Source organism: Hymenobacter sp. DG25A, assembly GCF_001280305.1.
Classification (GTDB): Bacteria; Bacteroidota; Bacteroidia; order Cytophagales; family Hymenobacteraceae; genus Hymenobacter.
In genome coordinates this window covers 651768-675407 of the sequence record NZ_CP012623.1, presented here as the reverse complement: position 1 = coordinate 675407, position 23640 = coordinate 651768, and the positions used below count along the sequence as shown (strand labels likewise).

At 56.1% G+C, this 23640-nt stretch carries 23 protein-coding genes and 1 tRNA gene; 12 read left to right on the top strand and 12 right to left on the bottom strand.

All coding sequences use genetic code 11. The features are described from left to right. Positions 1 to 104 precede the first annotated feature (104 nt). The 5 genes from AM218_RS02865 to lepB all read left to right on the top strand — a co-directional run bounded on the left by AM218_RS02865 (position 105) and on the right by lepB (position 4394). Positions 105 to 1055 (top strand): ParB/RepB/Spo0J family partition protein, encoded by a 951-nt coding sequence (locus tag AM218_RS02865; RefSeq protein ID WP_054411692.1) that lies wholly within the window; start codon positions 105 to 107, stop codon positions 1053 to 1055. A gap of 8 nt (positions 1056 to 1063) precedes the next feature. Further along, a complete protein-coding gene (locus AM218_RS02860) occupies positions 1064 to 1675 on the top strand; it encodes a DUF5683 domain-containing protein (RefSeq protein ID WP_157547486.1) in 612 nt (203 codons plus the stop codon). Continuing rightward, positions 1676 to 2395 (top strand): DUF5683 domain-containing protein, encoded by a 720-nt coding sequence (locus AM218_RS02855; protein ID WP_054411689.1) that lies wholly within the window; start codon positions 1676 to 1678, stop codon positions 2393 to 2395. It begins immediately after the preceding gene. Continuing rightward, positions 2396 to 3115, top strand: coding sequence for a 4-hydroxy-tetrahydrodipicolinate reductase (dapB, locus tag AM218_RS02850; protein ID WP_054411687.1), 720 nt, complete (start codon positions 2396 to 2398; stop codon positions 3113 to 3115). A 112-nt stretch (positions 3116 to 3227) separates the two neighbouring features. Continuing rightward, on the top strand, positions 3228 to 4394 hold the full coding sequence (gene lepB, locus AM218_RS02845) for a signal peptidase I (protein WP_054411685.1): 1167 nt from the start codon (positions 3228 to 3230) through the stop codon (positions 4392 to 4394). A gap of 63 nt (positions 4395 to 4457) precedes the next feature. Here lepB and AM218_RS02840 read toward each other — a convergent pair whose 3' ends face one another. Then, positions 4458 to 5123: a uracil-DNA glycosylase gene (locus AM218_RS02840; RefSeq protein ID WP_054411683.1), complete on the bottom strand. Its 666-nt coding sequence runs from the start codon at positions 5121 to 5123 to the stop codon at positions 4458 to 4460. 111 nt (positions 5124 to 5234) lie between these two features. Between AM218_RS02840 and apaG the strand changes: the two genes are divergently transcribed. The 3 genes from apaG to AM218_RS02825 all read left to right on the top strand — a co-directional run bounded on the left by apaG (position 5235) and on the right by AM218_RS02825 (position 7682). Then, a complete protein-coding gene (apaG, locus tag AM218_RS02835) occupies positions 5235 to 5621 on the top strand; it encodes a Co2+/Mg2+ efflux facilitator ApaG/CorD (RefSeq protein WP_054411681.1) in 387 nt (128 codons plus the stop codon). Positions 5622 to 5705: 84 nt separating this feature from the next. Then, positions 5706 to 6503: an O-methyltransferase gene (locus AM218_RS02830; protein WP_231717530.1), complete on the top strand. Its 798-nt coding sequence runs from the start codon at positions 5706 to 5708 to the stop codon at positions 6501 to 6503. Positions 6504 to 6698: 195 nt separating this feature from the next. Then, positions 6699 to 7682: a hypothetical protein gene (locus tag AM218_RS02825; protein WP_054411677.1), complete on the top strand. Its 984-nt coding sequence runs from the start codon at positions 6699 to 6701 to the stop codon at positions 7680 to 7682. Between the two features lie 92 nt (positions 7683 to 7774). Here the strand turns inward: AM218_RS02825 and kdsA are convergent, their stop codons facing one another. After that, positions 7775 to 8599 carry a 3-deoxy-8-phosphooctulonate synthase gene (gene kdsA, locus AM218_RS02820; protein ID WP_054411675.1) on the bottom strand — a complete coding sequence of 275 codons (825 nt, stop codon included), beginning with the start codon at positions 8597 to 8599 and terminating at the stop codon, positions 7775 to 7777. Positions 8600 to 8615: 16 nt separating this feature from the next. After that, positions 8616 to 9227, bottom strand: a complete 612-nt coding sequence (locus AM218_RS02815) for a methyltransferase domain-containing protein (RefSeq protein ID WP_054411673.1) — start codon at positions 9225 to 9227, stop codon at positions 8616 to 8618. 111 nt (positions 9228 to 9338) lie between these two features. Between AM218_RS02815 and AM218_RS02810 the strand changes: the two genes are divergently transcribed. Beyond that, positions 9339 to 10286: a DUF8428 domain-containing protein gene (locus tag AM218_RS02810; protein WP_054411671.1), complete on the top strand. Its 948-nt coding sequence runs from the start codon at positions 9339 to 9341 to the stop codon at positions 10284 to 10286. A 107-nt stretch (positions 10287 to 10393) separates the two neighbouring features. Here AM218_RS02810 and cphA read toward each other — a convergent pair whose 3' ends face one another. From cphA to rpsA, 3 genes are all read right to left on the bottom strand, one after another. Further along, positions 10394 to 13033 (bottom strand): cyanophycin synthetase, encoded by a 2640-nt coding sequence (cphA, locus tag AM218_RS02805; protein WP_054411669.1) that lies wholly within the window; start codon positions 13031 to 13033, stop codon positions 10394 to 10396. A gap of 254 nt (positions 13034 to 13287) precedes the next feature. Then, positions 13288 to 13358, bottom strand: a tRNA-Cys gene (locus AM218_RS02800). Between the two features lie 218 nt (positions 13359 to 13576). After that, a complete protein-coding gene (rpsA, locus tag AM218_RS02795; protein ID WP_231717529.1) occupies positions 13577 to 15757 on the bottom strand; it encodes a 30S ribosomal protein S1 in 2181 nt (726 codons plus the stop codon). Between the two features lie 213 nt (positions 15758 to 15970). Here rpsA and AM218_RS16660 point away from each other — a divergent pair, with 213 nt between their 5' ends. Then, positions 15971 to 16684 carry a hypothetical protein gene (locus AM218_RS16660; RefSeq protein ID WP_157547485.1) on the top strand — a complete coding sequence of 238 codons (714 nt, stop codon included), beginning with the start codon at positions 15971 to 15973 and terminating at the stop codon, positions 16682 to 16684. Positions 16685 to 16766: 82 nt separating this feature from the next. On the opposite strand, the gene AM218_RS02790 is transcribed toward AM218_RS16660, so the two are convergent. Beyond that, entirely contained in the window at positions 16767 to 17831 is a 1065-nt protein-coding gene (locus AM218_RS02790; protein WP_054415232.1) for a fatty acid desaturase family protein, read from the bottom strand. A gap of 388 nt (positions 17832 to 18219) precedes the next feature. On the opposite strand from AM218_RS02790, the gene AM218_RS02785 reads away from it, so the two are divergent. Beyond that, positions 18220 to 19062 (top strand): alpha/beta fold hydrolase, encoded by an 843-nt coding sequence (locus AM218_RS02785; protein WP_054411667.1) that lies wholly within the window; start codon positions 18220 to 18222, stop codon positions 19060 to 19062. Positions 19063 to 19246: 184 nt separating this feature from the next. Here AM218_RS02785 and AM218_RS02780 read toward each other — a convergent pair whose 3' ends face one another. Beyond that, positions 19247 to 19741 carry an HNH endonuclease gene (locus AM218_RS02780; RefSeq protein ID WP_054415231.1) on the bottom strand — a complete coding sequence of 165 codons (495 nt, stop codon included), beginning with the start codon at positions 19739 to 19741 and terminating at the stop codon, positions 19247 to 19249. 268 nt (positions 19742 to 20009) lie between these two features. On the opposite strand from AM218_RS02780, the gene AM218_RS02775 reads away from it, so the two are divergent. Further along, positions 20010 to 20429: a hypothetical protein gene (locus AM218_RS02775; protein WP_054411665.1), complete on the top strand. Its 420-nt coding sequence runs from the start codon at positions 20010 to 20012 to the stop codon at positions 20427 to 20429. 129 nt (positions 20430 to 20558) lie between these two features. Here AM218_RS02775 and AM218_RS02770 read toward each other — a convergent pair whose 3' ends face one another. The 4 genes from AM218_RS02770 to tsaD form a co-directional block, all read right to left on the bottom strand. Then, on the bottom strand, positions 20559 to 21362 hold the full coding sequence (locus AM218_RS02770; protein WP_044514733.1) for a C40 family peptidase: 804 nt from the start codon (positions 21360 to 21362) through the stop codon (positions 20559 to 20561). A 235-nt stretch (positions 21363 to 21597) separates the two neighbouring features. Beyond that, the gene (smpB, locus tag AM218_RS02765) at positions 21598 to 22071 is read right to left on the bottom strand and encodes an SsrA-binding protein SmpB (protein ID WP_054411663.1); all 474 of its coding nucleotides are present in this window, start codon (positions 22069 to 22071) and stop codon (positions 21598 to 21600) included. Between the two features lie 90 nt (positions 22072 to 22161). Beyond that, positions 22162 to 22566 carry a thioesterase family protein gene (locus tag AM218_RS02760; RefSeq protein WP_054411661.1) on the bottom strand — a complete coding sequence of 135 codons (405 nt, stop codon included), beginning with the start codon at positions 22564 to 22566 and terminating at the stop codon, positions 22162 to 22164. A gap of 9 nt (positions 22567 to 22575) precedes the next feature. Further along, positions 22576 to 23586 carry a tRNA (adenosine(37)-N6)-threonylcarbamoyltransferase complex transferase subunit TsaD gene (tsaD, locus tag AM218_RS02755; RefSeq protein WP_054411659.1) on the bottom strand — a complete coding sequence of 337 codons (1011 nt, stop codon included), beginning with the start codon at positions 23584 to 23586 and terminating at the stop codon, positions 22576 to 22578. Between the last annotated feature and the right edge of the window lie 54 nt (positions 23587 to 23640).

Here is a 23640-nt window from a genome sequence, read left to right as displayed (position 1 = left end):
TGCCCACAATTCCCCGGCCCAACAAAATTTCCCATCCTTCCCCGACGTTTGTGTATTTTTGAATCCTGCTTTTGCCCGGTGTTGGGCAGAAGCCTATTGCAGGTATGTCAGAGAAACCCGAAGAGAAATCTACGCCAGCGGCGACACCCAAGCGTAAAATAGGTGGTCTGGGCCGGGGGCTTAATGCCCTGATTGAAGGCAGCTACGAGAAAAAGAGTGACCGGCTCGTGTCGCACCCCGTCAACTCGGTGGGCTTCATTCCGGTGGCGCACATCGAAGCCAACCCCTATCAGCCCCGCACCCACTTCGATCAGGAAGCGCTGCAGGAGCTAGCCGAAAGCATCCGGATTCAGGGTATCATTCAGCCCGTAACGGTACGCCAGACGGGCACCAACGCCTACCAGCTCATCAGCGGGGAGCGGCGCTTGCAGGCGTCCAAGCTGGCTGGCCTGGATACCATTCCCGCCTACATCCGCAAGGCCGATGACCAGCAGATGCTGGAAATGGCCCTGATTGAGAACATTCAGCGCGAGAATCTTAACGCCATTGAAATTGCCCTCAGCTACCAGCGCCTGGTGAGCGAGTGCAACCTGAAGCAGGAAGAGCTGGGCGACCGGGTAGGCAAAAACCGCTCTACGGTAACCAACTACCTGCGCCTGCTCAAGCTGCCGCCCGATATCCAGGTAGGCCTGCGCGATGCGGTAATCAGCATGGGCCACGCCCGCGCCCTTATCAGCATTGAGGATGCCGAGCAGCAGCTGGCTTTGTTCCACCGCATTGTAGCCGAGGAGCTGTCGGTGCGCCGGGTAGAGCAGCTGGTGCGTACCGGGGCTGGCCTGCCCAAGCCCGCCGACGCACCCAGTGCCCAGCAGGTACAGGAAACCAACGTGCAGGTACCCGTGGCAGAGCTACGCCGTACCGAGCGCCACCTCTCGGAGCGTTTTGGCAGCCGTGTGATGGTGAAGCCCGGACCGCAGGGCCGCGGCGAAATCAAAATTGCTTTCGACTCCGTGGAGGACATGCAGCGTATTCTGCATATTCTACAACCCGCGTAAGCACAGCTATGCATAACGGGCTGCGTCATATCCTTCTGACTTCATTGCCAGTCTTGCTGCTGGCCGGTCAGGGATGGGCGCAGGCCTTTACCGCCGGTTCTTTAGTGTCTGATTCTACCCGCCGTACCGAGCGGTTGCTGGGCTGGTCGGTAACGCGGCCAAAGAAAGCCGCTATTCTCTCGGCCGTGCTCCCGGGTGCCGGGCAGATCTATAACCGTAAATACTGGAAGCTGCCGCTGGTATACGGGGCTATTGGGGGTGCTATTATCGGAGAAATGCATGCCCAGCGCCTCTACAAAGAGTATGCGCGGGGCTATGAAGCCCGGATGGATGGCAACCCCAGAACCATTGACCAAGGAGAGCACTCCGGGAAGGAACTCTCGGATGCCAACGTACATACCACGCTAAGTTCCCTGCGAACCTCCCGCGACCAGTGGATAGGCGGCATTGCGCTGGCCTACACCCTAAACATTGTGGACGCACTGGTAGATGCCCACCTGTACGACTTCGACGTTAGTAACGACCTGAGCCTGCACTGGCAGCCCAGTGTGCTTCAGTTACCCGCTGCAGCTCCTACGCCCGCTATTGCTTTTTCTTTTCATCTGAAATCCAACCGTTGAATGAATATTCTGCTGAATGGATACAGAACTAAGGAAGGCTTGCGGAAAGCTCAGGGCAATGCCTGGACAGGTAACGCCCTGCAAGGCCGCCTGCGGGCTATACTGCTGGCTTTATTGCCAGCCCTGCTGCTGACCGGTTCAGTACAGGCGCAAACCGTGGTTACCGCCGGGCCGGACTCGGTGCAAGTAAGCACCCCGCCTACTGCGCCGGACACCACGCGCCGCACCGAGCGGCTGTTGGGCTGGCACGTGACGCGGCCGAAGAAAGCGGCCATTTTATCCGCCGTTCTACCCGGCGCCGGTCAGATTTATAACCGCAAATACTGGAAGTTGCCGTTGGTATACGGGGCCATAGGCGGCACGCTGGCGGTGGAAATTTTCTATCAGCGCCGCTATAAAGAGTACTCCCGCGGCTATCGGGCCCGTATTGATGGCGACTCGCTTACCACTGATGACGGCCCCCGCTCTGGCCTGGAGCCCACGGACGATGCTGCCAAAGCGGGCCTGGTTTTCTACCGTGCCCGCCGGGATACCTGGATTGCTTATACGGCTGTAGCTTATACCTTAAACATTGTGGACGCGCTGGTGGATGCCCACCTGCACGACTTTGATATCAGCGACGACCTGAGCTTGCACTGGGAGCCCAGCGTGTTGCGGGTGCCCACTTCCGGCCTAACCCCCGGCGTTGCTTTTTCTTTTCAATTGAAATCTAAGCGTTGAATGAATATTCTGCTGATTGGCTATGGTAAAATGGGTCATGCCTTGGAAGCACAGGCCATAGCCCGGGGTCATCGTATTGCCGGCATTATAGATCCATCTAGGCCGGAAAGCCGCATTACCGATTTCACGCCGGCTACCGTTGACGTGGCTATTGAGTTTACCCACCCGGACTCCGCCTTTCTGAACGTATCCACGGCCCTGCGCCAGGGCATTCCGGTGGTGTGCGGCTCCACGGGCTGGCTGCACCACTTTGAAGAAGTTCGTGAGCTGTGCCAGGAAGCTGATGGCTCGCTTTTTTACGCCTCCAACTTCAGCGTGGGCGTGAATCTGTTCTTTCACTTCAACGAGTACATAGCTGCTAAAATGCATCAGTTTGGCGGCTACGATGTGCAGGTGAAGGAAATTCACCACGTGCACAAAGTAGACCAGCCCAGCGGCACGGCCCTCACCACCGCCGAAGGCATTCTGCGCCACTTCCCTACTAAAACCCATTGGCGCAACGAAACTACCGCCAATGAGCAGGAACTGGCTATTGTCTCCGAGCGCGAAGGCGAAGTAGTGGGCACGCACATTGTAACCTATACTTCCGCCCTCGATACCATTGAGCTGAAGCATGAAGCCCACAGCCGGGATGCCTTTGCCCAAGGGGCTTTGCTGGCCGCCGAATGGCTGCCCGGCCACCAAGGCGTATTCGGGATGAAAGACCTGCTGGGCCTGTAAGCCGAAGCATATTCCACATTCGCATAATTAGTCGGATATTCCGCCGTTTATCAGGAACTCCTCTCCCATAGCGAGGCTTTCCTCTTCTAGTTGCTTTCTGCTGACCTGACTCATGGCCGTAAAATTCTGGGAGAAAAATCCCGCGACGGAGACCACCCACAAAAAACCCAAAAGCGTTGCGCGCGAGTGGGGTGATGCTATCCTGTTTGCGGTAGTAGCAGCTACCCTGATTCGTTGGGCCACCTTCGAGGCGTATACCATTCCGACGCCCTCCATGGAAAACTCCCTGCTGGTAGGCGACTACCTGTTTGTGAGCAAGCTGCACTACGGCCCCCGCACGCCCCAAACGCCGCTGCAGGTACCCCTCACGCACCAAACCATCTGGGGCACCAATATTCCCAGCTTTTCCGACGCCATTCAGCTTACCTCCCACCGCCTGCCGGGGTTTTCCGAGGTGAAGCGCAATGACGTGGTAGTGTTTAACGTGCCGTTTGAGAAGCAGTACCCCGCCGACCTGCGCACCAATTACATTAAACGCTGCATTGGCATAGCCGGCGACCAGATTGAGGTGCGCCAGAGCCAGGTTTATATCAACGGCAAGCCCGCCCAGAACCCGCCCAAGCTGCAAACCAGCTACGAGCTGGCTACCGACGCTCCTATCCGGGATGATATCTTCCGCGAGCATAGCGTGGTGGACTACGACCATATGGGCATTCCGCAGCCGCTGTTTCAGGGCGATACGGCCTTTTACACGGTGCACCTCACCAATGAAGCCGCGGCTTTCCTGCGGGAGCAGCCCTACGTGAAGCGCCTCACGGAGCAGCGCCTGCCCGCCGGCATTCCCGACCCCAGCGTATTCCCCAACACCGTAGACTTTCCCTCACCCACTCCGCTAAGCGCCACTACCCGCCCCTGGAATGCCGATAACTATGGCCCGCTCCAGATTCCGAAGGAAGGCCAGACGGTAACTATTACGCCCGAAAACGCAGGGATTTATTTTAAAATCATTGCCCAGTACGAGCATAACAGCGGCGTAACCTGGCAGGACGATACCATCTACCAGAATGGTAAGCCCGTTACGCAGTACACGTTCAAGCAGAACTACTACTTCATGATGGGCGACAACCGCCACAACTCCCAAGACTCCCGCTATTGGGGCTTTGTACCCGCCGACCATATTGTGGGCAAAGCAGTACTCATCTGGCTGTCGGTAGACCCCTTCGCACCCAACTTCTTCAGCAAAATCCGGTGGAGCCGCCTGTTCCATCTGATTGACTAAATCAGCCCTGTTCATGCAGAAAAAAAGCCTCGCAGTGTGCGAGGCTTTTTTCTTGTAGATGCATTACCACTGAATGGGGTGTTTGCCGTGGGCTATAAGGTATTCGTTGGTTTTGCTGAAGGGCCGGGAGCCGAAGAAGCCCCGGTCGGCGGCGTAGGGGGATGGATGGGCGGCTTTCAGCACCAGGTGCTTGCTGGTATCAATGATTTCGCCCTTTTTCTGAGCGTAGGCCCCCCACAGAATAAACACCACGTTTTCCTTCAGCTCCGATACTTTCTGAATAGCCACATCGGTAAACTGCTCCCAGCCTTTCTTTTGGTGAGAGCCGGGCTCCCCAGCGCGTACCGTGAGCGTGGCATTGAGCAGCAATACGCCCTGCTGGGCCCACCGGTCGAGGTTGCCGTTGGGGGGCGGGGGCGTGCCGGGTATGTCTTCCTGCAGCTCCTTGAAAACATTTTGCAGGGAAGGCGGGGTGCGCACTCCCTCGGCTACTGAGAAGGCCAGCCCATGGGCCTGCCCCTTGCCGTGGTAAGGGTCCTGACCCAGGATTACCACCTCCACCTTATCGAAGGGGCAAGCCTCAAAGGCATGAAAAATCTGCGGGCCGGGCGGGTATACGGTAGCCGTAGCATACTCTCCCCGAAGAAAAGCCGTGAGGTGCTGAAAATATGGTTTTTCGAACTCGTCAGCGAGTACCTTACGCCAGCTTTCTTCTATCTTTACATTCATACCAGAAAAACAGTTATTGAAGTTTTGGTAAGCCTAGACGGCCCGGATTTGCGTACATAAACCAAATTTCGCCCCCGGGTGTTACGTTCTTCACCGCATAGCTCAGGAGTCATGAATACGACCACTACGCAGGGAGTAACCGTAAGTGTTACGACCAACTATCTACCCGATTATTCCAGCCCCAGTCAGGAGCACTTTGTGTTTGCCTATAAGATTGACATTCGCAATAACGGCGAATATACCGTGAAACTCCTGCGCCGCCATTGGTTCATCTACGATGCCAATGGCGTGGTGCGCGAAGTGGAAGGCGAAGGCGTGGTGGGCCAGCAGCCCGTGCTGGAGCCCAGCGAGGCGCACCAGTATGTCTCGGGCTGCAACCTCAAGAGTGGCATGGGCAAGATGCGCGGCACCTACCAGATGGAGCGCCTGGTAGATGGCAGCCGCTTTGACGTGGAGATTCCCGAATTTACCCTGGTGGTGCCTTTCCGCCTCAACTAGCTCCTGCATTTGGCCTGCTGAAGCCGATACCCTCCTTTTAGAATCTTCTCCTTGCTGCATCAGGCAATCAGTTACTTCCGGTTTTTGCTCCGCTCGGGGAATGCGCACGGTCTGCATTCCCCGTTCGTTTTTGGTCTCTATACCCACGTTATTAATCATCGGGGTGCGTTTGCCGCTTTTGGGGCCATTGAAGCCCGGCGGCAGGAGCTGCGCCAGAGCCCGCAAATCCTGTTGGTGCGCGACTTTGGCGCTGGTTCCCATACGGGAGCCGGCCGGCAGCGCCCTGTGCGCGACATAGCCCGCACGGCCGCCAAGCCCGCGGCTCTGGCCCAGCTGTTGTTTCGGTTGGTGAATCATTTTCAGCCCCGCACGGTGCTGGAGCTGGGCACCTCCCTCGGCCTCACCACCGCCTACCTAGCCGCCGCCGATTCCCGCGCCCGGGTTATCAGCTTTGAAGGCTGCCCTCAAACCGCCGCAGTAGCCCGGCAGACGTTTGAGCAGCTGGCCCTGCCAAACGTGGAGCTGGTACTGGGCAACCTGGATGAAACCCTGGAGCCAGCCCTGCAGGCGCTGCCGGAGTCGCTGGACTTTGCCTTCTTCGATGGCAACCACCGCTACGAGCCCACCATGCGCTATTTTGAGCAGTGCCTGGCGCGCAGCACCGAGGGAAGCGTCTTTGTATTTGATGATATCCACTGGTCTGCCGAAATGGAGCGCGCCTGGGCCTCCATTCAGGCCCATCCTCAGGTGCAGCTTACCATTGATCTGTTCCACGTGGGGCTGGTTTTCTTCCGGCGGAAGCAACCCAAGCAGCATTTCACCCTGCGCTTTGACAACCCCGTGGATAACTTGTTGGAAAGTACCCGCCGCTTATCCGCCTGATATTCTCATTTCCTGCTTATTCTGACTGGAAAACTCTGCAACCGCAGGGCTTTTTCTTTAGCCCTATGGCCTGCTCACGCTCTGTGGCATGCAATGGAAAACACGTCATAATCTTATTAAAAAGTACATTTATTATAACTTTTAAAATATTAATTTTAACTAAATGTATTTATCAACCCTTTATCCCTTTTACTTATGATCAACTATATCACCCGCGGCCTCCTACTGGCCACCTTATGTGTAGCCGCCCAAACAGTTCGGGCGCAGGAAAACACCAGCACGGTTGCGCAAACCGGCAACGACAATCTGACCACTGTTACGCAGGTGGGCGAACGAAACCAGGCCGCCGCTGAGCAGATCGGTGACGACAACAGCATTGAGCAGTTGCAATCCGGACAGATTTCCTCCAAGGTGCTGGCCTTTCAGAAAGGAAATTCCAACGTCATAACCCAACAGCAACTAGGCGATGGTGCCGACCTCATCAACCAATTAGAGGCCACGCAAACCGGCAATGAAAACAAGATTGACCAGACCCAGAAGGTAGTAGGGAACCTGGGGGTAGCTACGCAAACCGGCAACCAGAACAATGCTATCCAATATCAATATGGCCGGGGGAATGAGGCCTCAACCGAGCAGACAGGCAACTTAAATTACAGCGAGCAACAGCAGTTTGGCAACTTTAACGTGGCGACCATCAGCACCACGGGCAATAGCAACAGTGCCTATCAGGAACAGTATGATTTGTCAAACCGGGCTAGCATCACCCAACAAGGCAATGGCAACCTGGCCACTCAGTACCAAGGGACGGGCAGCGAAAACAAGGCCGATATTTATCAGGAAGGGGATGACAATATTGGCCTGCAGATTCAGGAAGGGGCTAATAATATTGCTTCGCTGACCCAGGTTGGCAATGCTAATGCGTCGCTTCAGATGCAGTTTGGTAATGGCAACGAAGCCTCTACGAGTCAGCACGGCGACGGCAACCTGGCCTTTCAATACCAGGAAGGAATGGCCAACGCAGCTACCATAGACCAGGATGGCAATAACAATACGGCCGTGCAGGCCCAGCTAGGCGATTTTAATACCGCGCAGGTGTGGCAAGGCAGCAACGGGCAGAGCAGCGCTATTCTGCAGGTGGGCAACAACAACACCGCTACCGTCCGTCAGGATCATCCTTAATTTATTCCCCTACTCTCTCCTAAACACCAGAAGCCCGGCTGCTACACACGTAGCAGCCGGGCTTCTGGTGTTTAGACTACCGCAATGCTGCGTTAGCGAATGGCCTCCCGAACGCGCGTGAGCTTCACCAGCAGGGCCTCCAGCTGATCCAGGGGCAGCATGTTGGCCCCGTCGGACTTGGCGGTAGCGGGCGTGGGGTGCGTTTCAATGAACAGGCCGTCGGCGCCTACGGCAATGGCGGCTTTGGCAATGGTTTCGATGAGGGCGGGCTGGCCGCCGGTTACACCGCTGCTTTGGTTGGGGCGCTGCAGGGAGTGGGTTACGTCCATCACCACGGGCACATCAAAAGCACGCATAGCCGGCAGGTTGCGGAAGTCCACCACCAGGTCAGAATAACCAAAGGAGTTGCCCCGGTCGGTGAGGATGACGGGCGAATTGCTGGTCTGGTGTACTTTATCCACGGCAAACTGCATGGCCTCCCCGTTCAGAAACTGCCCTTTTTTGATGTTCACCACTTTGCCCGTGGCCGCAGCGGCGGTCAGCAAATCAGTCTGGCGGCACAGGAAGGCAGGAATCTGCAGCACATCCACGTACTCAGCGGCCAGGGCTGCCTCCCCGGATTCATGAATATCCGTAACGGTGGGCACGCCCATCTCGCGGCCTACCTTCTGCAGAATGCGCAGCGCCGTTTCGTCGCCGATACCGGTAAAGGAATCGAGGCGGGAACGGTTGGCTTTGCGGTAAGAGCCCTTGAAGATGTAGGGAATCTGATACTTATCGGTGAGGCGCCGCACCTGCTCTGCAATGCGCAGGGCCATGTCTTCCCCCTCAATAACGCAGGGGCCGGCCATCAGAAAGAACTGACCGGAGTTGGTATGCCGGAAGTGCGGCAGGTGGTTGGCGAGAGTGGTGAGCATAGGAGGTCGAAGTAAATCAGCTGAATTTTTTCTTCAGGCAGATAAATAACTCCGCGCCCTGACGAGGCGGAATGGAGTTATACGCCGTGTCGAAATGATGAAAATCGAAATAAGGAGCAAAGTAGCCCCGGTACTCTTCCGGAGTGCCGCCAAACGGAGGCTCTACGGAAGAACCAAAATCTTTCTGGAACAAAAGGCCCATCAGGGTACCGCCCGGCACCAGTAAACGGGCACATTGCGCCGCATATGCGGGCCGCAGATGGGGAGGCAGGGCGCAAAAAAACGTTTGCTCTACAATAAGATCAAAGGGCGGTTGGGGCTCCAACTGGAAAAAATCCTGTAGCAGGAGGTGTTCTACCGGAAAATCCGGGACGCGGTTACGCAGTTCCTGCAGGGGCTCTGGGGCAATATCAACCACCCACACATTAGTATACCCCTGCCGGTGCAAATACTCGGCCTCATAGGCCCTGCCGGCCCCTGGAATAAGAATACGGCGGTCATCGGGGCCAGTCAGCTGCTCAAAATACGCCTGCAGCGGCGGGGTAATAGCACCCGCATCCCAACCGGTGCGGCCGGCTTCGTATCTGCGGCGCCAATAGGACGCATCGAGGGTTGGTGCAACTTGCATAGAAGTATGTATTTTCGGGCACCCTCTTGCGTGGGCAGCCAATCCCTTTATTTTTGTGCGTAAAGGTAACGCACAGCCCGGATTGTCCGGGTTTAACTTAACCCCTTTCTAATGGAACAAGCCCAAAATCCGGAGCCCAAGAATAACAGCCGCGTGCTGCTGGTAGTAGCCCTCATTCTGGTGCTACTGGGCATCAACGGCGTCCTTTTCTACATGAATCAGCAAAAGGGCAAGCAAAATGAGCAGCTCACCGCTGATGTGCAAGCCAAAGACGCCAAGCTGGAAGAGCAAATCAAGCAGTACGAAGCCCTGAAAGCCGATTTTGAGCGCCAGAGCCAGGAAGTTCAGTCCATGGGCCTGGCCAACGACTCGCTGGAAAACAAAATTGCCTCCATTAATGCGGATCTGCTGAAGCTGCGCTCCTTCCGGGCCGGCAGCTTTACCCTCTCGGAGCAGAAGCGCTTCCGCGACCGGGCCAGCAACTTTGAGCGCCAGCTTAAGCAGAAAGACGAGGAAATTGCCAAGCTGAAGTCGGATAATGAGGCTCTGTATACGGAGACGACTACCCTGAAAGAGCGGCAGAACAAGCTCACCGACACCATTACCACCATTGCCCGCACCAACCAAGAGCTAAACGAGAAGGTAAACATTGCGTCGCGGCTGCAGGCCGAGAACATCCGGGTAAACGTTATCAACTCCCGCGGTAAGGAGAAGGACGACGACGAGGACGTGTTCAAAGCCAAGCGTGTTGAAAAAGTGAAGGTAGCCTTCAACCTGGCCCGCAACGATGTGGCCCCGAAGGAAACCAAGCAAATCATGATGCGCCTGATTGAGCCCGACGGCTCGGCCCTGTATAACCTGAGCACCGGCGGCGGCACGTTTATGGTAGATGGCGCTGAAGCCTTCTACACCGCCAAGCAGGACATGGTGTTCGACAACACCAAGCAGAACGTACAGTTTGTGTACGCCAAAGGCACGGAGTACAAGCCCGGCGTGCATACCGTAGAGCTTTACGCGGATGGCTACCTGATTGGCACGACCAAGTTCACCCTGAAGTAGACGAAACAGGACCAGGAGGCCAGCCTTCTATTTCTTTATCCACGCAACAAAAAAGCCCCGCTACAGATTGTAGCGGGGCTTTTTTGTGTCAAGTATAAGCGTGGTGCTTACTCCTTTTTTAGGCTCGATTCAAACTCTTCCAGCTTCGCTACGGTACCGGCAATGTTTTCGGTAAACAAGACCACCACGGCACCTTCCGGTGCATTGGCCAGGGCATGGTCAATAGCCTCCATTTCATGCTCAATGTAGGTGATGGGCAGCTCCGTCTTGTCCAGGCGCAGGCCGCGGGTCATCAGTTCCCGCAGCTCCTCAGCGGTTTTGCCGCGCAGGTCGCGGTCCTGCCGCAGAATTACCTCGTCAAAGATCTGGCCGGCAATGCGGGCAAAACCCAGCGTATCCTCTTCGCGCCGGTCGCCCAGCCCCGATACAATACCGATTTTACGGGTGGCCGGGGTAGCATTGAGGAACTCGGCAAATTTGCTGATGCCATGCGTGTTGTGCGCATAGTCCACAATAACATCAAACTTAGGAAACCTGTACTCATTCATGCGGCCCGGCGTTTTGCTGGCCGAAGGCACGAAGGTGCGCAGCGCGGTTTTGATATCGTCGCGCTCGAAGCCGCACAGGTAGCCGGTAAGAGCTGTTGCCAGAGAGTTTTCGATATTGAAGCGGGCGCGGCCGCCAAACGTTACCGGAAACTCCGAGGCGCGGTCTATCCGCAGCTTGTAGCTGTTTTTGTAGATGGAAATGTAGCCTTCCTCAAATACGGCGGCCACTCCCCCACTTTCCACGTGCTCCAGAATGCGCGGGCTGTGCTCGTTCATGCTGAACAGGGCCACGCGGCAATCCAGCTTCTCCCGCATGGCATACACCAGGTCGTCGTCGGCGTTGAGCACGGCCCAGCCGCTTTTGCGCACGGTGCGGGGCAGCACGCCCTTCACCTGCGCCATTTCCTCCACGGTGTTGATGTCGCGCATGCCCAGATGGTCAGCGGCCACGTTGGTTACTACGGCAATGTCACAGGTGTGGAAGCCCAAGCCCGAGCGCAGCATACCGCCGCGGGCGGTTTCCAGCACGGCAAAGTTTACCGTGGGATCTTTCAGCACAAACTCGGCACTCTGGCCGCCGGTGCAGTCGCCTTTCTGCAGCTGCCGGCCCTGAATGTAAATACCATCGGTGGTGGTAAAGCCCACTTTGTAGCCGCGAGATGACACCATATGGGCAATCAGGCGCGTGGTAGTGGTTTTACCGTTGGTGCCGGTGATGGCAATGATAGGGATGCGCGAGGTGCTGCCCCGGGGGAACAGCATGTCCACCACGGGCGCGGCCACGTTGCGGGCCAACCCTTCGGTAGGCGAAATGTGCATCCGGAAGCCGGGCGCAGCATTTACTTCAATTACGGCCCCGCGGGTTTCATTCAGCGGAATGGCTATGTCGGTCGTCAGCAGATCAATACCGCAGATATCCAGACCTACAATGCCCGCTACCCGCTCGGCCAGCAGCACGTTGTAGGGGTCTACCAGGTCGGTTACATCGGTGGCGGTGCCGCCGGTGCTGATGTTGGCCGTGCTCTTCAGGTAGATTACTTCGCCGGCCGGCAGCACCGATTTCAGGGTGAGGCCCTGGCCTTTCAGCAAATCGACGGTGTGCTTATCGGCCTTGATACTGGTGAGCACCTTCTCGTGGCCCACGCCCCGGCGGGGGTCTTTGTTTACTTCATCAATCAGCTGCTGAATGGTGTTTTTACCGTTGCCGGTTACGCTGGCCGGGGTGCGGCGGGCGGCCGCTACCAGCTTGCCATTCACTACCAGCAGGCGGTAGTCATGGCCTACCACAAACTGCTCCACAATCACGGCTCTGGAGTATACCTGCGCGGCTTTCAGGCCCGCCAGCGCATCTTTCCAGTTGGTGATGTTGATGCTGGCACCTTTGCCATGGTTGCCGTCCAGCGGCTTGGTTACAATGGGGAAACCCAGTTCCTCAATGGCGTCGCGAAGCCCATCGGGCGAGTACACGGTGGTACCGCGGGGCACGGGCACGCCCGCATCGTGCAGCAGGGCTTTGGTACGGTTCTTATTGCCGGCCACCTCTACCCCGGCGTGCGAGGTATAGCTAGTGGTGGTAGCCCAGATGCGCTTCTGGTTTACCCCGTAGCCCAGCTGAATGATGTTGCTGTTCTTAAGCTGGATGTAAGGAATATTGCGCGAGGCGGCCTCGGCCACAATGCTGTAGGTACTGGGACCGAAGAATTCTTCTTCCCGGATATCGTGCAGCTCGTCAATAATTGGCTTGATGTTGACTTTCTGCTTTTTGCAGAGCGACTCCACAATCTCCACGGCGGCTTCGGCCGCGCGGCGGCCGGCGCGCTCTTCCTGGTAGCAGAATACCACGTACTCTACGCCGGGCTCATGCGACGGGTAGGACTTGCCCCAATGCACCGGCATGCCGGCCAAGCGCTGCAACTCCAGGGCTACGTGCTGAACGATGTGGCCCAGCGGCTCGCCATCAGCCAACATTTCCTGCGTGAGGGGCGGATGTTTCAGCGCTTGTTGCTGGGTATAGGAGGTATGCGTTTTCTCCTGCCCCAGATCCGGTAGTAACTTCGTCAGCCGCTTGTCCAACCCCGGAAATTCATTCGACCACTTACCGGCAAACTCCTCCAGGTTCACCTTCAGAACAATGAGTTTGTGATGTTTGACCGACCAGTAACTCGGTCCGCGCATGGTGCGCAGTTCTACAATTTTCATACAGGGATTAGGGTGGGGACTTGTACTTCGTGCGCAGTTCTACGGAGCAATGCGGCCCATGGATAGGCACTTTGGGAGCTCCCCCCATTATTTTTACGCCCGCCACCGCTAAGCGGCTGACTGGCATGCGGGAAGGTCGGGATTTTTCTACTGTTTCTCTGCAATACCGTTCCAAAACGGGCTAAAAAGCCAAAACCCCAGCCGGGGCTAATCGGCTGGGGCACTAGGCAATAGAAAACAGGAACTAGGAAAAGAGGTGACGAGCGGATTCGAACCGCTGTAGGAGGTTTTGCAGACCTCTACCTAGCCACTCGGTCACGTCACCGGATTGGGGACGCAAACATACACCATTATCTGGCTTCTACCAAACTCAGAGGCACTTTTTCGCTTTGGCGGCGCTAAGTTGCTGGCATTCTGAGCAGATGATTGAGAGGCTTACCAGCTAGTCTCTGGCTTGATAATAACCATCCGTCTTCTCCAGACCCTGGACAACAAAAAAACCCCGGATTGCTCCGGGGCTTTCTTTACTCAGAGGAGAAAAGCTTAGGCTTTCTCTTCGTCCTTCTTGTCAGCGGCTTCGTCGCCGGCAATCAGGTCTTTGGCTTTGTCGATGGCGTCGCCGGCAACTTCCGTTACCTTCTCTACCACGTCGCCGGCTACTTCCTTGGCTTTGTTGAAAGCATCGGAGTGGGTAGCAGCGTCGATGGCCTCACCAGCAACTTCTTTGGCTTTATCGAAAGCGGCCGAAGCGGCACCGGTGATAGAGGAGAGCAGACCACCTTCAGCTTCAGCAGCAGGCGCTTCCGCAGCGGCGGGAGCTTCAGCTGCTTCAGGAGCTTCCGTAGCCTCAGCTTTGGCGGCTTTCTTAGGAGCAGCGCCGGTTTTCAGCTTCTGCTCACCAGCCTCACGCTCGTTGCCCATCATCTTGTCGCGCAGAGCGGACAGAGCATCCAGGTCGCCGAGGGTCGACTTCTCAGCCGTTGCGGGCTTCTTGAGGTCGCTCAGCTTGCCTTCGCCTTGTGCAGGAGCACCGGCAGCACCGCCCGTGGTCTTCTTCTTGGTGAACTTCGAAGCGCGGCTGTCCTCTTCCTGCTGCTGGTTGAACACAGCAGTGTGCGACAGTACGATGCGACGATCATCCTTGGAGAATTCTACCACGCGGAAGTCGAGCTGCTCGCCGTTTTCAGCCTGCGAGCCGTCTTCCTTCACCAGAGACTTGGGATAAGCGAAGCCCTCGATGCCGTATGGCAGCTCGAGAACAGCGCCACGGTCGGTTTTCTCCGTGATGGTAGCCTTGTGCACCGAGCCGGGGGTGAATACCGTCTGGAACGTATCCCAGGGATTTTCTTCCAGCTGCTTGTGGCCCAGGGCCAGACGACGGTTGGTAACGTCCAGTTCCAGAACTACTACGTCCAGACGGTCGCCTACCTTCACTACTTCCGAAGGATGCTTGATCTTCTTGGTCCAGGACAGGTCGGAAACGTGTACGAGGCCGTCAACACCTTCTTCCAGCTCTACGAACAGGCCGAAGTTGGTCAGGTTACGCACCAGACCGTTGTGCTTGGTACCTACGGCGTACTTGGTGCCGAAGTCGCCACGAGTCCATGGATCTTCGCTCAGCTGCTTGATACCCAGGCTCATCTTGCGGTCTTCGCGGTCCAGGGTCAGAATCTGAGCCTCTACTACGTCGCCCTGCTTGATGAAGTCCTGCGGGTTGCGCAGGTGCTGGCTCCAGCTCATTTCTGAAACGTGGATCAGGCCTTCTACGCCAGGTACAATTTCCATGAACGCGCCATAGTCGGCTACGTTCACGATGCGGCCTTTCACTTTCGAGCCAGGCTGCAGGTCCTGGGGCAGAGAATCCCATGGGTGAGGAGTCAGCTGCTTCAGGCCCAGCGAAATACGCTTCTTGGCTTCGTCGAAATCCAGAACTACTACGTTCAGCTTCTGGTCCAGCTGCAGCACTTCGCTCGGGTGAGCGATACGGCCCCACGAGATGTCAGTGATGTGCAGCAGGCCGTCTACGCCGCCCAGGTCGATGAACACGCCGAAGTTGGTCATGTTCTTGATAACGCCCTCGAGGATCTGGCCTTTTTCCAGGTTGTTGAGGATGGCTTCGCGCTGCTTCTCGAGGTCTTTCTCGATCAGGACTTTGTGCGAAACTACCACGTTGTCGAAAGCGGCGTTGATTTTCACCACTTTCACTTCCATACGACGACCAACATAGATGTCGAAGTCACGGATGGGCTTCACATCAATCTGCGAGCCGGGCAGGAAGGCTTCTACGCCGTCCAGATCCATGATCAGACCACCTTTGGTACGACGCTTTACAACGCCTTCCAGGATGGTGTCATTTTCCAGTGCATCGTAAATGGCTTTCCAGGCCTGCTTGATCTTCGCCTTCTTGCGCGACAGGATCAGCTGACCGTTGGAATCTTCCTGGTCCTCGATGAATACCTCTACTTGGTCACCGATTTTGAGGTCGGTCAGGTCGCGGAATTCGGAGAGGGGCACCAAACCGTCGGACTTAAAGCCGATGTTCAGGATTACGTCGCGGTCGGTGATACCTACCACGGTGCCTTTTACTACTTCTTCTTCCTGTACTGTGGTGAGGGTCTCACCGTACATCTGCTCCATTTCGGCGCGCTGCTCAGCGGTATAATTACCACCGAAGCCGCTGGCTCCAACGTTGTCCCAGTCGAAGTTGTCTACTACTTCTGCCATGTGTTATGGTTGGCCCTTTTGTACACGTCCGGCGCAGGGCCCGCCTCCGGAACGCGTTTTTGTTTGATTCACAGCGCAAAAGCGCCGGCCCGCCACCCTGGCGGGGGCGCAAAGATAAGGAGTTTGGAGCGGTTCCACTAAACGGATTTCATCATTCCGCTTTCCAATCTCAACATTCCACTTTACATTGGTAGCCTAACTAAAATCAAAATTGTGTCTTACTTAGATAAGTGGGCTAATATAGAAGCCCGCCTCAAAAACATTCAAAGTTTACCGCCCTTATCTGGTTATATCCGCGACGGTATTGTGAACATTGACAATTGGCAGAACCAAGAAATACGTCCTCTCTTTATTGGCAAAGAGGCATATGGTGATGGAGGATGGTCAATAACTGAACATGCTCTGAATGAAAACCCTGCCGAGTTCTGCAGACGTGCTCCTAGCAGTTGGCGCAAAACGTCAGTTATCAGTTATGCTCTACAAAACAGCTTGGCAGCATATTCAGATATATATCCTATTCGTAACTCAAACAAAGTAGCTGAGTCATTAAGGAGTATAGCCTTCATAAATGTTGGTAAACATGGCGGTGGTAAAACAACATCACCCCAACGACTGACCGACTTGTATCGACAAAACCGTACCCTGCTGCATGAGCAAATTGCCCTTTGTCAACCTAATATTATTATTGGGTGGAATACATTAGACCTATTTGAACAAGACACGGATTTTGTCCGTCAGGTTGGTAATACCAAGAATGATAATCCTAAACTTGGTAAAGTTCGAAGCTGGTCTAGTGACGGAAAGCTATTTATTGCCACAACTCATCCAGCATATTTTAAAATCAAAACACAGGATTATGTAGATGGCATCCTAAATGTTGTACGTGCAAACAGCACCAATATCAACCGGGGTTTGCCAGTATTTTAAGCCAAATCACGAGTATGCTTAATATAAACAAAAAAGCCTCACATCACTGTGAGGCTTTTTTGTTTATATTATTTGTAAAATCTTACCGACGTCCCAACTGCCGCAAGTGAGCTACGTGCGAAGCCACTGCATAGCGCATGTTCGGATATTCGTTGTACTCAATGCCGAACTCCAAGCACATCTGGCGCAGAATCTTATTCAGGGCCGGGTAGTGCACGTGGGAGATGGTGGGGAACAGGTGGTGCTCTACTTGGAAGTTGAGGCCACCTACCAGCCAGCTGATGATTTTGCTGTCGGTAGCGAAGTTAGCGGTGGTTTTAATCTGGTGAATGGCCCATTCATCCTCAATCTTGTTGGTGGTAGCGTGGGGCACTACAAAGCTGGTGTGCTCTACGGTATGCGCCAACTGGAACACAATGCTGAGCGAGAAACCGGCCACGCAGGCAAACACCACGAAGCCAATCAGCCAGGGCAGGAAGCCCACCATATAAATAGGCAAGGCGACAAACAGGCCCAGGTGCAACACCTTAAAACCCCAGAATACGCCCTCATCAGTGGCAGTCATTTTCTTGATGGGCATCTCCCCTATTTTCCGCTGGAAATACTTCTGGTAATCCATGTAGAAAATCCAGGCAATGAACAGCAGGGCGTAGAAAAACCAGAAGTACAGGTGCTGAAAGCGGTGGAGCATACGGCGGGGCTGGTCGGGGCTGAGTCGCAGCCAGGGCTGGGCGTTCAGGTCGTCGTCCACGCCTTCCACGTTGGTGTACATGTGGTGAATGAGGTTGTGCTTGGCATTCCACATGAAAGAGCTGCCGCCCATTACGTTCAGGGTGAAGGCAGCAAACTGGTTCAGCCACTTGGATTTGCTGAAGGAGCCGTGGGCGCCGTCGTGCATCACATTAAAGCCAATGGCGGCTCCAATACCACCCAGCAAGGCGCATTCCAATATGGCTACCCAGGTGGGCGGCGTCAGGAATACCAAATGCAGGTACACGGCCACAAAGGAGGCCGTGAGAAGAATGGCTTTGAAATACAGGCTTTTGTTGCCGGTGGGGGCAGTGCCTGCTTCGGCGAAGTAGGCATTGGTGCGGCGCTTAAGCTCCTGATGGAAAGAGCGTGACGCGGCAAATTTGGGTGCTTGCATTGAAATGAGAAGAAAGAATGGCGACAAAGGTACCGCCAACTGCTGCGCTAACGCCGCATAAGCCGTAAAAAAGCCGGATTTTATAAGTCAGGAGGTCACCCAGTCTGATGTGGGGCACGGCCAAAGGTTTTTTTACTCTTCCAGGACAGGCTCAGCAGTAGAATGGTTCAGAAGTAGGTCGCCGCCACGGGCAGCCTGCGGGCTTTCGGTGACGGTAAAAGGCTGGTAAGCGGAAGCGTTTCGCATAGCTCAACAGGTAGGTAACAGCTATACGGGAAAAATGGCTGAGCGGCTTTACGTACAACATATTGGCAAGGCCGGTCCGGCACCCGTAGCGCCGCGTATGTAGGCACACTGTTCTTTCATTTTTACTGCATTTGTACCTGATATGAGCTACATCAAAGCCGGCCCCGACGCCAATGGCCACCCCGTAAAGCTGCACTATACCGACCTGGGCCAGGGCGCCCCCATCGTCCTGATTCATGGCTGGCCCCTGAACCACGAATCTTGGGAATATCAGCTGAAAGAGCTGCCCAAGCACGGCGTGCGGGTTATTGCCTACACGCGCCGGGGCTTCGGCAACTCCGATAAGCCCTGGGATGGCTACGACTACGACACGCTGGCCGACGATCTGAAAGCCGTACTGGACGAGCTGAACCTGCAGAACGTAACGCTGGTGGGCTTTTCCATGGCCGGCGGCGAAGTGGCCCGCTACATGAGCCGGCACGGCGGCGCCCGCGTGAGTCGGGTGGCCTTTGTATCGGCCGTGACGCCTTTCCTCCAGAAATCGGCCGATAACCCCGACGGCGCCCCGGAATCAGCCTTCACCGGCATATTTGAGGGCCTGGAAAAAGACCGGCCCGATTTCATGCGGTCCTTCGCCAAGAAGTTCTACGGTGTGGGCCTTATGAGCCACCCCGTGAGTGACGCTACCCTGGACTGGAACCAGTCTCTGGTGATGCTAGGCTCGCCGCGCGCTACCGAAGCCTGCGCCCACTCCTTTGCCGAAACCGACTTCCGCCACGACCTGCCCACTATTAAAGTACCAACCCTCATTATCCACGGCGACCAGGACGAGACAGTACCAATTGAAGTAAGCGGCGCCCGCATGAAGGAGTTTGTGCCCCACGCTACCTATAAAGTGTACAAAGGAGCACCCCACGGCCTTTTCATTACGGAAAAGGACAAGCTGAATGAAGACATTCTGGCTTTTGTGAATGGGAAAGCCTAAAAGCTGTCATTCCGAGCCGAAGCGAGGAATCTGAATTTGATTACTGGCTGGGTATAGGCTGTTTCTAAAATTTCAGCGACGGTCTATCGGGCAACACCTTCCCCAGATTCCTGGCTTTCGCTCGGAATGACACTTCTTATTTCTACCAAATGAAAACGGCAGCGAGCTTTAGAGCTTGCTGCCGTTAGTGTAGATAGGCGTGCCAGTTTTCATCAATGGTACCGGCACTGAGCTTGAGGAAACCAGCCAGCGTGGGTTTTTTGGGCTGTTGCCTGATGGTAAGTCCGGCTTCATGCGGCGTTCGGTGGCCTTTGGCGTGGTTGCAGCGGGAACAGGCCGTGAGCAGGTTGCCCCAGCTGGAGTCGCCGCCGCGGCTGCGGGGCAGCACGTGGTCCAGCGTCAGGTTTTTGGTGGAGCCGCAGTACTGGCACTCGAAATGGTCGCGCTTCATGATGTTGTGCCGGCTCAGGGCAATGCCTTTGTAAGGCACGCGCACGTAGCGCTGCAGCCGGATGATGCTGGGCTTGGGGTACGCCTCTGAAATAGTGCGCAGAAAACCACCTTCCGACTTGGCAATCATTTCGGCTTTGTCGAGAAAGAGCAGGACAAAGGCTTTCTGCACGCTGCAGAGCGTAATGGCGGTGTAGTCGCCGTTTAGCACAAGTACTTTCTGGTCCATATACACGGTGGCAGGAATCATCTGAGGATTAACGAAAGCTAGATGATTCTAAGCGCATTAACAAGAGTTGCAGGGTTTAGTTCGAGGGCAGGAATAGGCCTTATAAGTGCGGTAGCCGTCGGTGTTTTTAATGAGGAGAGGCCTGGGTGGCAGTTCACAGTTTCTTGATGTAAGGATAATATTTAGCTGCTTTTTGCTACTGGCCAGCCCTGCACCTTTGCATCGGATATCCAAAGAAAAGTATCTGCTACCCTTACCTCTGAAGTCTATGAAACCCTTTCTGTCAACATCCCGCAAGCTGCTGCCGCTGCTGTCCCTGGCCGCCATTAGTTTTGGTAATCCGGTTCAGGCCCAATCATCAGCAGAAACCAAACCCCAGCCCGTGGGCATCGAGCGGGTAGATACCTTCAGCTACCTGGTGCGCATCAGTAACCCGGCGCTGCAAAAAGCCCGGCTGCAACTCGTGCGGCTCTCCGACAGCGTAGTGCTGTATGAAGAAAGCAGCGCCAAAGCTACGTTTGGGCAAAAGCTGAACGTGCAAAGCCTGCCCGATGGACAATATGCCATTGTAGTGCGCGTGGGCCCGCAGCAGTACCGCTATACCCTGCATCTGCAAACCGAAACCCACCGCACCACCGACCTAAGTACTGCCAGCGTAGTACTGCGCCCCACCAACAAACTTCGCTAACCGCCGCCCCCGATATCAGCTACCTGTTTATTGTATTCGCTATAGCCATCAATCATTTGTATTGCTACCACAAAGGAAAAACGCCCCTGCAGCAAGCGGGGGCGTTTTTTTGTGGTAGCGGGAAAAGCCTTAGTCGGCCAGCAGGCGCTTAATCAGGCGCAGCTTGTGGGAGTACTTCTGCCGGTCGCGGTTGAAGATGCCGTTATGGTCAAGCGGGTCGATGCGGACTTCGCCGTGGGCGTGGAGGATGGTTTGGTCGTCGAGGATCAGGCCTACGTGCACAATGTTGCCGTCGGCGTTATCGAAAAAGGCCAGGTCGCCGGGGCGGGACTGGGCCACGAAGTGCACCGTCTGGCCGTGGTCAATCTGCTGGCGGGCATCGCGCGGGAGCGGCACCCCAATCAGGCCGTAGAGCTGCTGCACCAGCCCGGAGCAGTCCAGCCCGAAGATGCTTTTGCCCCCCCACACGTAGGGCGCTTTCAGGTAGAGCTGGGCTATTTTGATGAGCAGGCGCAGGCGCTGGTCCTGGGGGCCTTGGGGGCCGTGGCCGTTCTGGGGGTTGGTGGCCGCGCCGTTGTAGAAGTACTGGTGCTGGCCCAGGCGCAGCGTCATGCCATCGAAAAACGGCAGGCGGCAACCCAGCGTCACCGGAATGCGGCTTTTGCTCTCGCTTACTATCTGCACCACATCCAGGCTGCGCGGGTGGTCCTGCTGCTGCCAGGCAGTGAAATACTCGCTGGTGACGGGGGTGTGCTGTTTAAAATCAAGCCAGCCCACGTACTGGTCGGCGGCAATACGAATCTGGTGCCACTGGCCCTGCGTCTGCAGAATAGTATAGCATTCGCCAAACATCAACTCCGTTACCAGCTCGGCTTTATCGGTAGGCTCGGCGCGTACCGGCACGGCGCTCAACGCGCAGATTCCGTATTCCAAAAGAAGAATTCTAAACTAAAAGGAAGAAGAGCAAAGTTGGGGAATTATAAGGTTATCGGAACATAACTCCCCTCCTTTTTTAAGGAGGCGTTGGGGGTGGTAAAGGCGTTGTTTACCGGGAACAAGAAGCTACTAGATTTTTAGCTTTAACTCAACCACCCCTAGCCCCTCCCTGAAAAAAGGAGGGGAACTTGCTTTTAGCTCCTAACTCCCCGCTTCTAACTCACCCTTTCCCCTAGTAGTCCCGCAGGCGGTCCATTTCGCGCTTCTGGTCCTTGGCTTTCAGGTCTTCGCGCTTGTCGTAGAGCTTTTTGCCTTTGGCCAGGGCTATTTCCAGCTTGGCAAAGCCCCGGTCGGTAACGAACAGGCGGATGGGAATAATGGTGAGGCCCTGCTCCTGGCTTTTATCGGCCAGCTGGCGCAGCTCCCGCTTATTGAGCAACAGCTTCCGCTCCCGCTTGGGCTCGTGGTTGTTATAAGTGCCCAGGGCGTACTGCGCAATGCTCAGATTATGCACCCACAGGCTGCCATCGGAGTGAAAGGTGCAGAAGCCGTCCTGCAGGTTCACGTTGCCGTCGCGGATGCTTTTGATTTCGGTGCCCTGCAGCATCATGCCCGCATCATACTTCACCAGAAACGCATATTCGTGGCTGGCACGACGGTTCAGGATGCTGATGCGCTTGGGAGTATCGTCTTTTTGTTTTGCCATGAGGAGTTTGCCGCCGGTGGGCGGGTAATGCAGACTTCGCAGATAAGCCAGGTAAGATTGCGCGGCCCGCAGAAAGAACGGGAGAAACCGCTAATCCGCCGACTCGCGCAGCAACGCAAAGCGGGCGGCCAGCCGGGCACCGTCTACGATGCGCTGGCCGGTGCGGCCGGTAGCCACCAGCCGCTCGCCTACGCGGGCTTCTACGTGGCAGGTCAGCTCCTGGCCTTCCAGATGCTCAAAAGTAGCCTGAAATTCCACGGTTTCGCCTTCAAAAGCCGGCGCGTGGTGCTTTATGTGGAGCATGGTGCCAATTCCTTCCTCGCCTTCTTCCAGCATTTCTTCCACAAACTGCCGGCTGCTCCACTCCAGGGCCTGCCCCAGTGCAAACGTGCTGAGCACGGCATGAATCAGCTTGCCATCCAGCACGGCAAAATCGGAGGGCTTTACCTGGATGGAATACGTGCGGACGTCGCCGGGGAGAAAGGGATTTTTCATGCTGCGGGGTTATGCAAGCTTCAGGCGTGGGTCGGGGCTGGTGAGCTGGGTGGTGAAGTCGCCGGCTAGGTACTGGAAATGGGCCGTCATGGCCACCATGCCGGCATTGTCGGTGCAGTACTGAAACTCAGGAATGAACACTTCCCAGCCCTGCACCAGGGCTTCCTGCTGCAGGGCTTCGCGCAGGCCGGAGTTGGCCGCCACGCCCCCGGCCAAGGCAATGTGCGTCAGGCCCTGATCGTGGGCGGCGCGGCGCAGCTGGCGCAGCAAGGTTTGGATAATGGTGTGCTGAATGCTGGCGCAGAGGTCGGTGAGGTTTTCCTGGATGAAGGCAGGGTTCTGGGCGGTTTCCTTTTTCAGGAAGTACATCACGGCCGTTTTCAGGCCGCTGAAGCTGAAATCGTAGCCGGGCATGGCGCCTACTGGGAAGGGGAAGCGCGTGGGGTTGCCCTGCCGCGCCAGCTTATCCAGGTGGGGGCCACCAGGATAGGGTAAGCCCAGCAGCTTGGCGGTTTTATCGAAGGCCTCCCCGGCAGCATCATCAATCGTCTGGCCGATGACCTGCATTTCCTGGGGGCTGCGCACCACTACTAACTGGGTGTGGCCGCCGCTTACCGTGAGGCACAGAAAGGGAAATGCGGGTCGGGGCTCCTGTATAAAGTGCGCCAGAATGTGGGCCCGCATGTGGTTCACGGCAATCAGCGGCTTATCGAGCCCCAGCGCCAGGCTTTTGGCAAACATGCTCCCTACCAGCAGGGAGCCCAGCAAGCCCGGCCCCTGGGTAAAGGCCACGGCATCCAGCTGGGTTTTGCTGATGCCGGCGCGCTGCAGGGCGGCTTCCACTACCGGAATAATATGCTGCTGGTGGGCGCGGGAAGCCAGCTCGGGCACTACGCCGCCGTATTGCTCGTGCACTTGCTGGGTGGCTACCACGTTGGAGCGGATTTCGCCGCCCACCATCACGGCGGCCGAGGTATCGTCGCAGGACGATTCAATAGCCAGGATTACGGGTGCATTCATGTTTTTTCAGTTGCCGGTTGCCCGGGGCCGGTGGCCAGCGCACGGCTTCAGAAA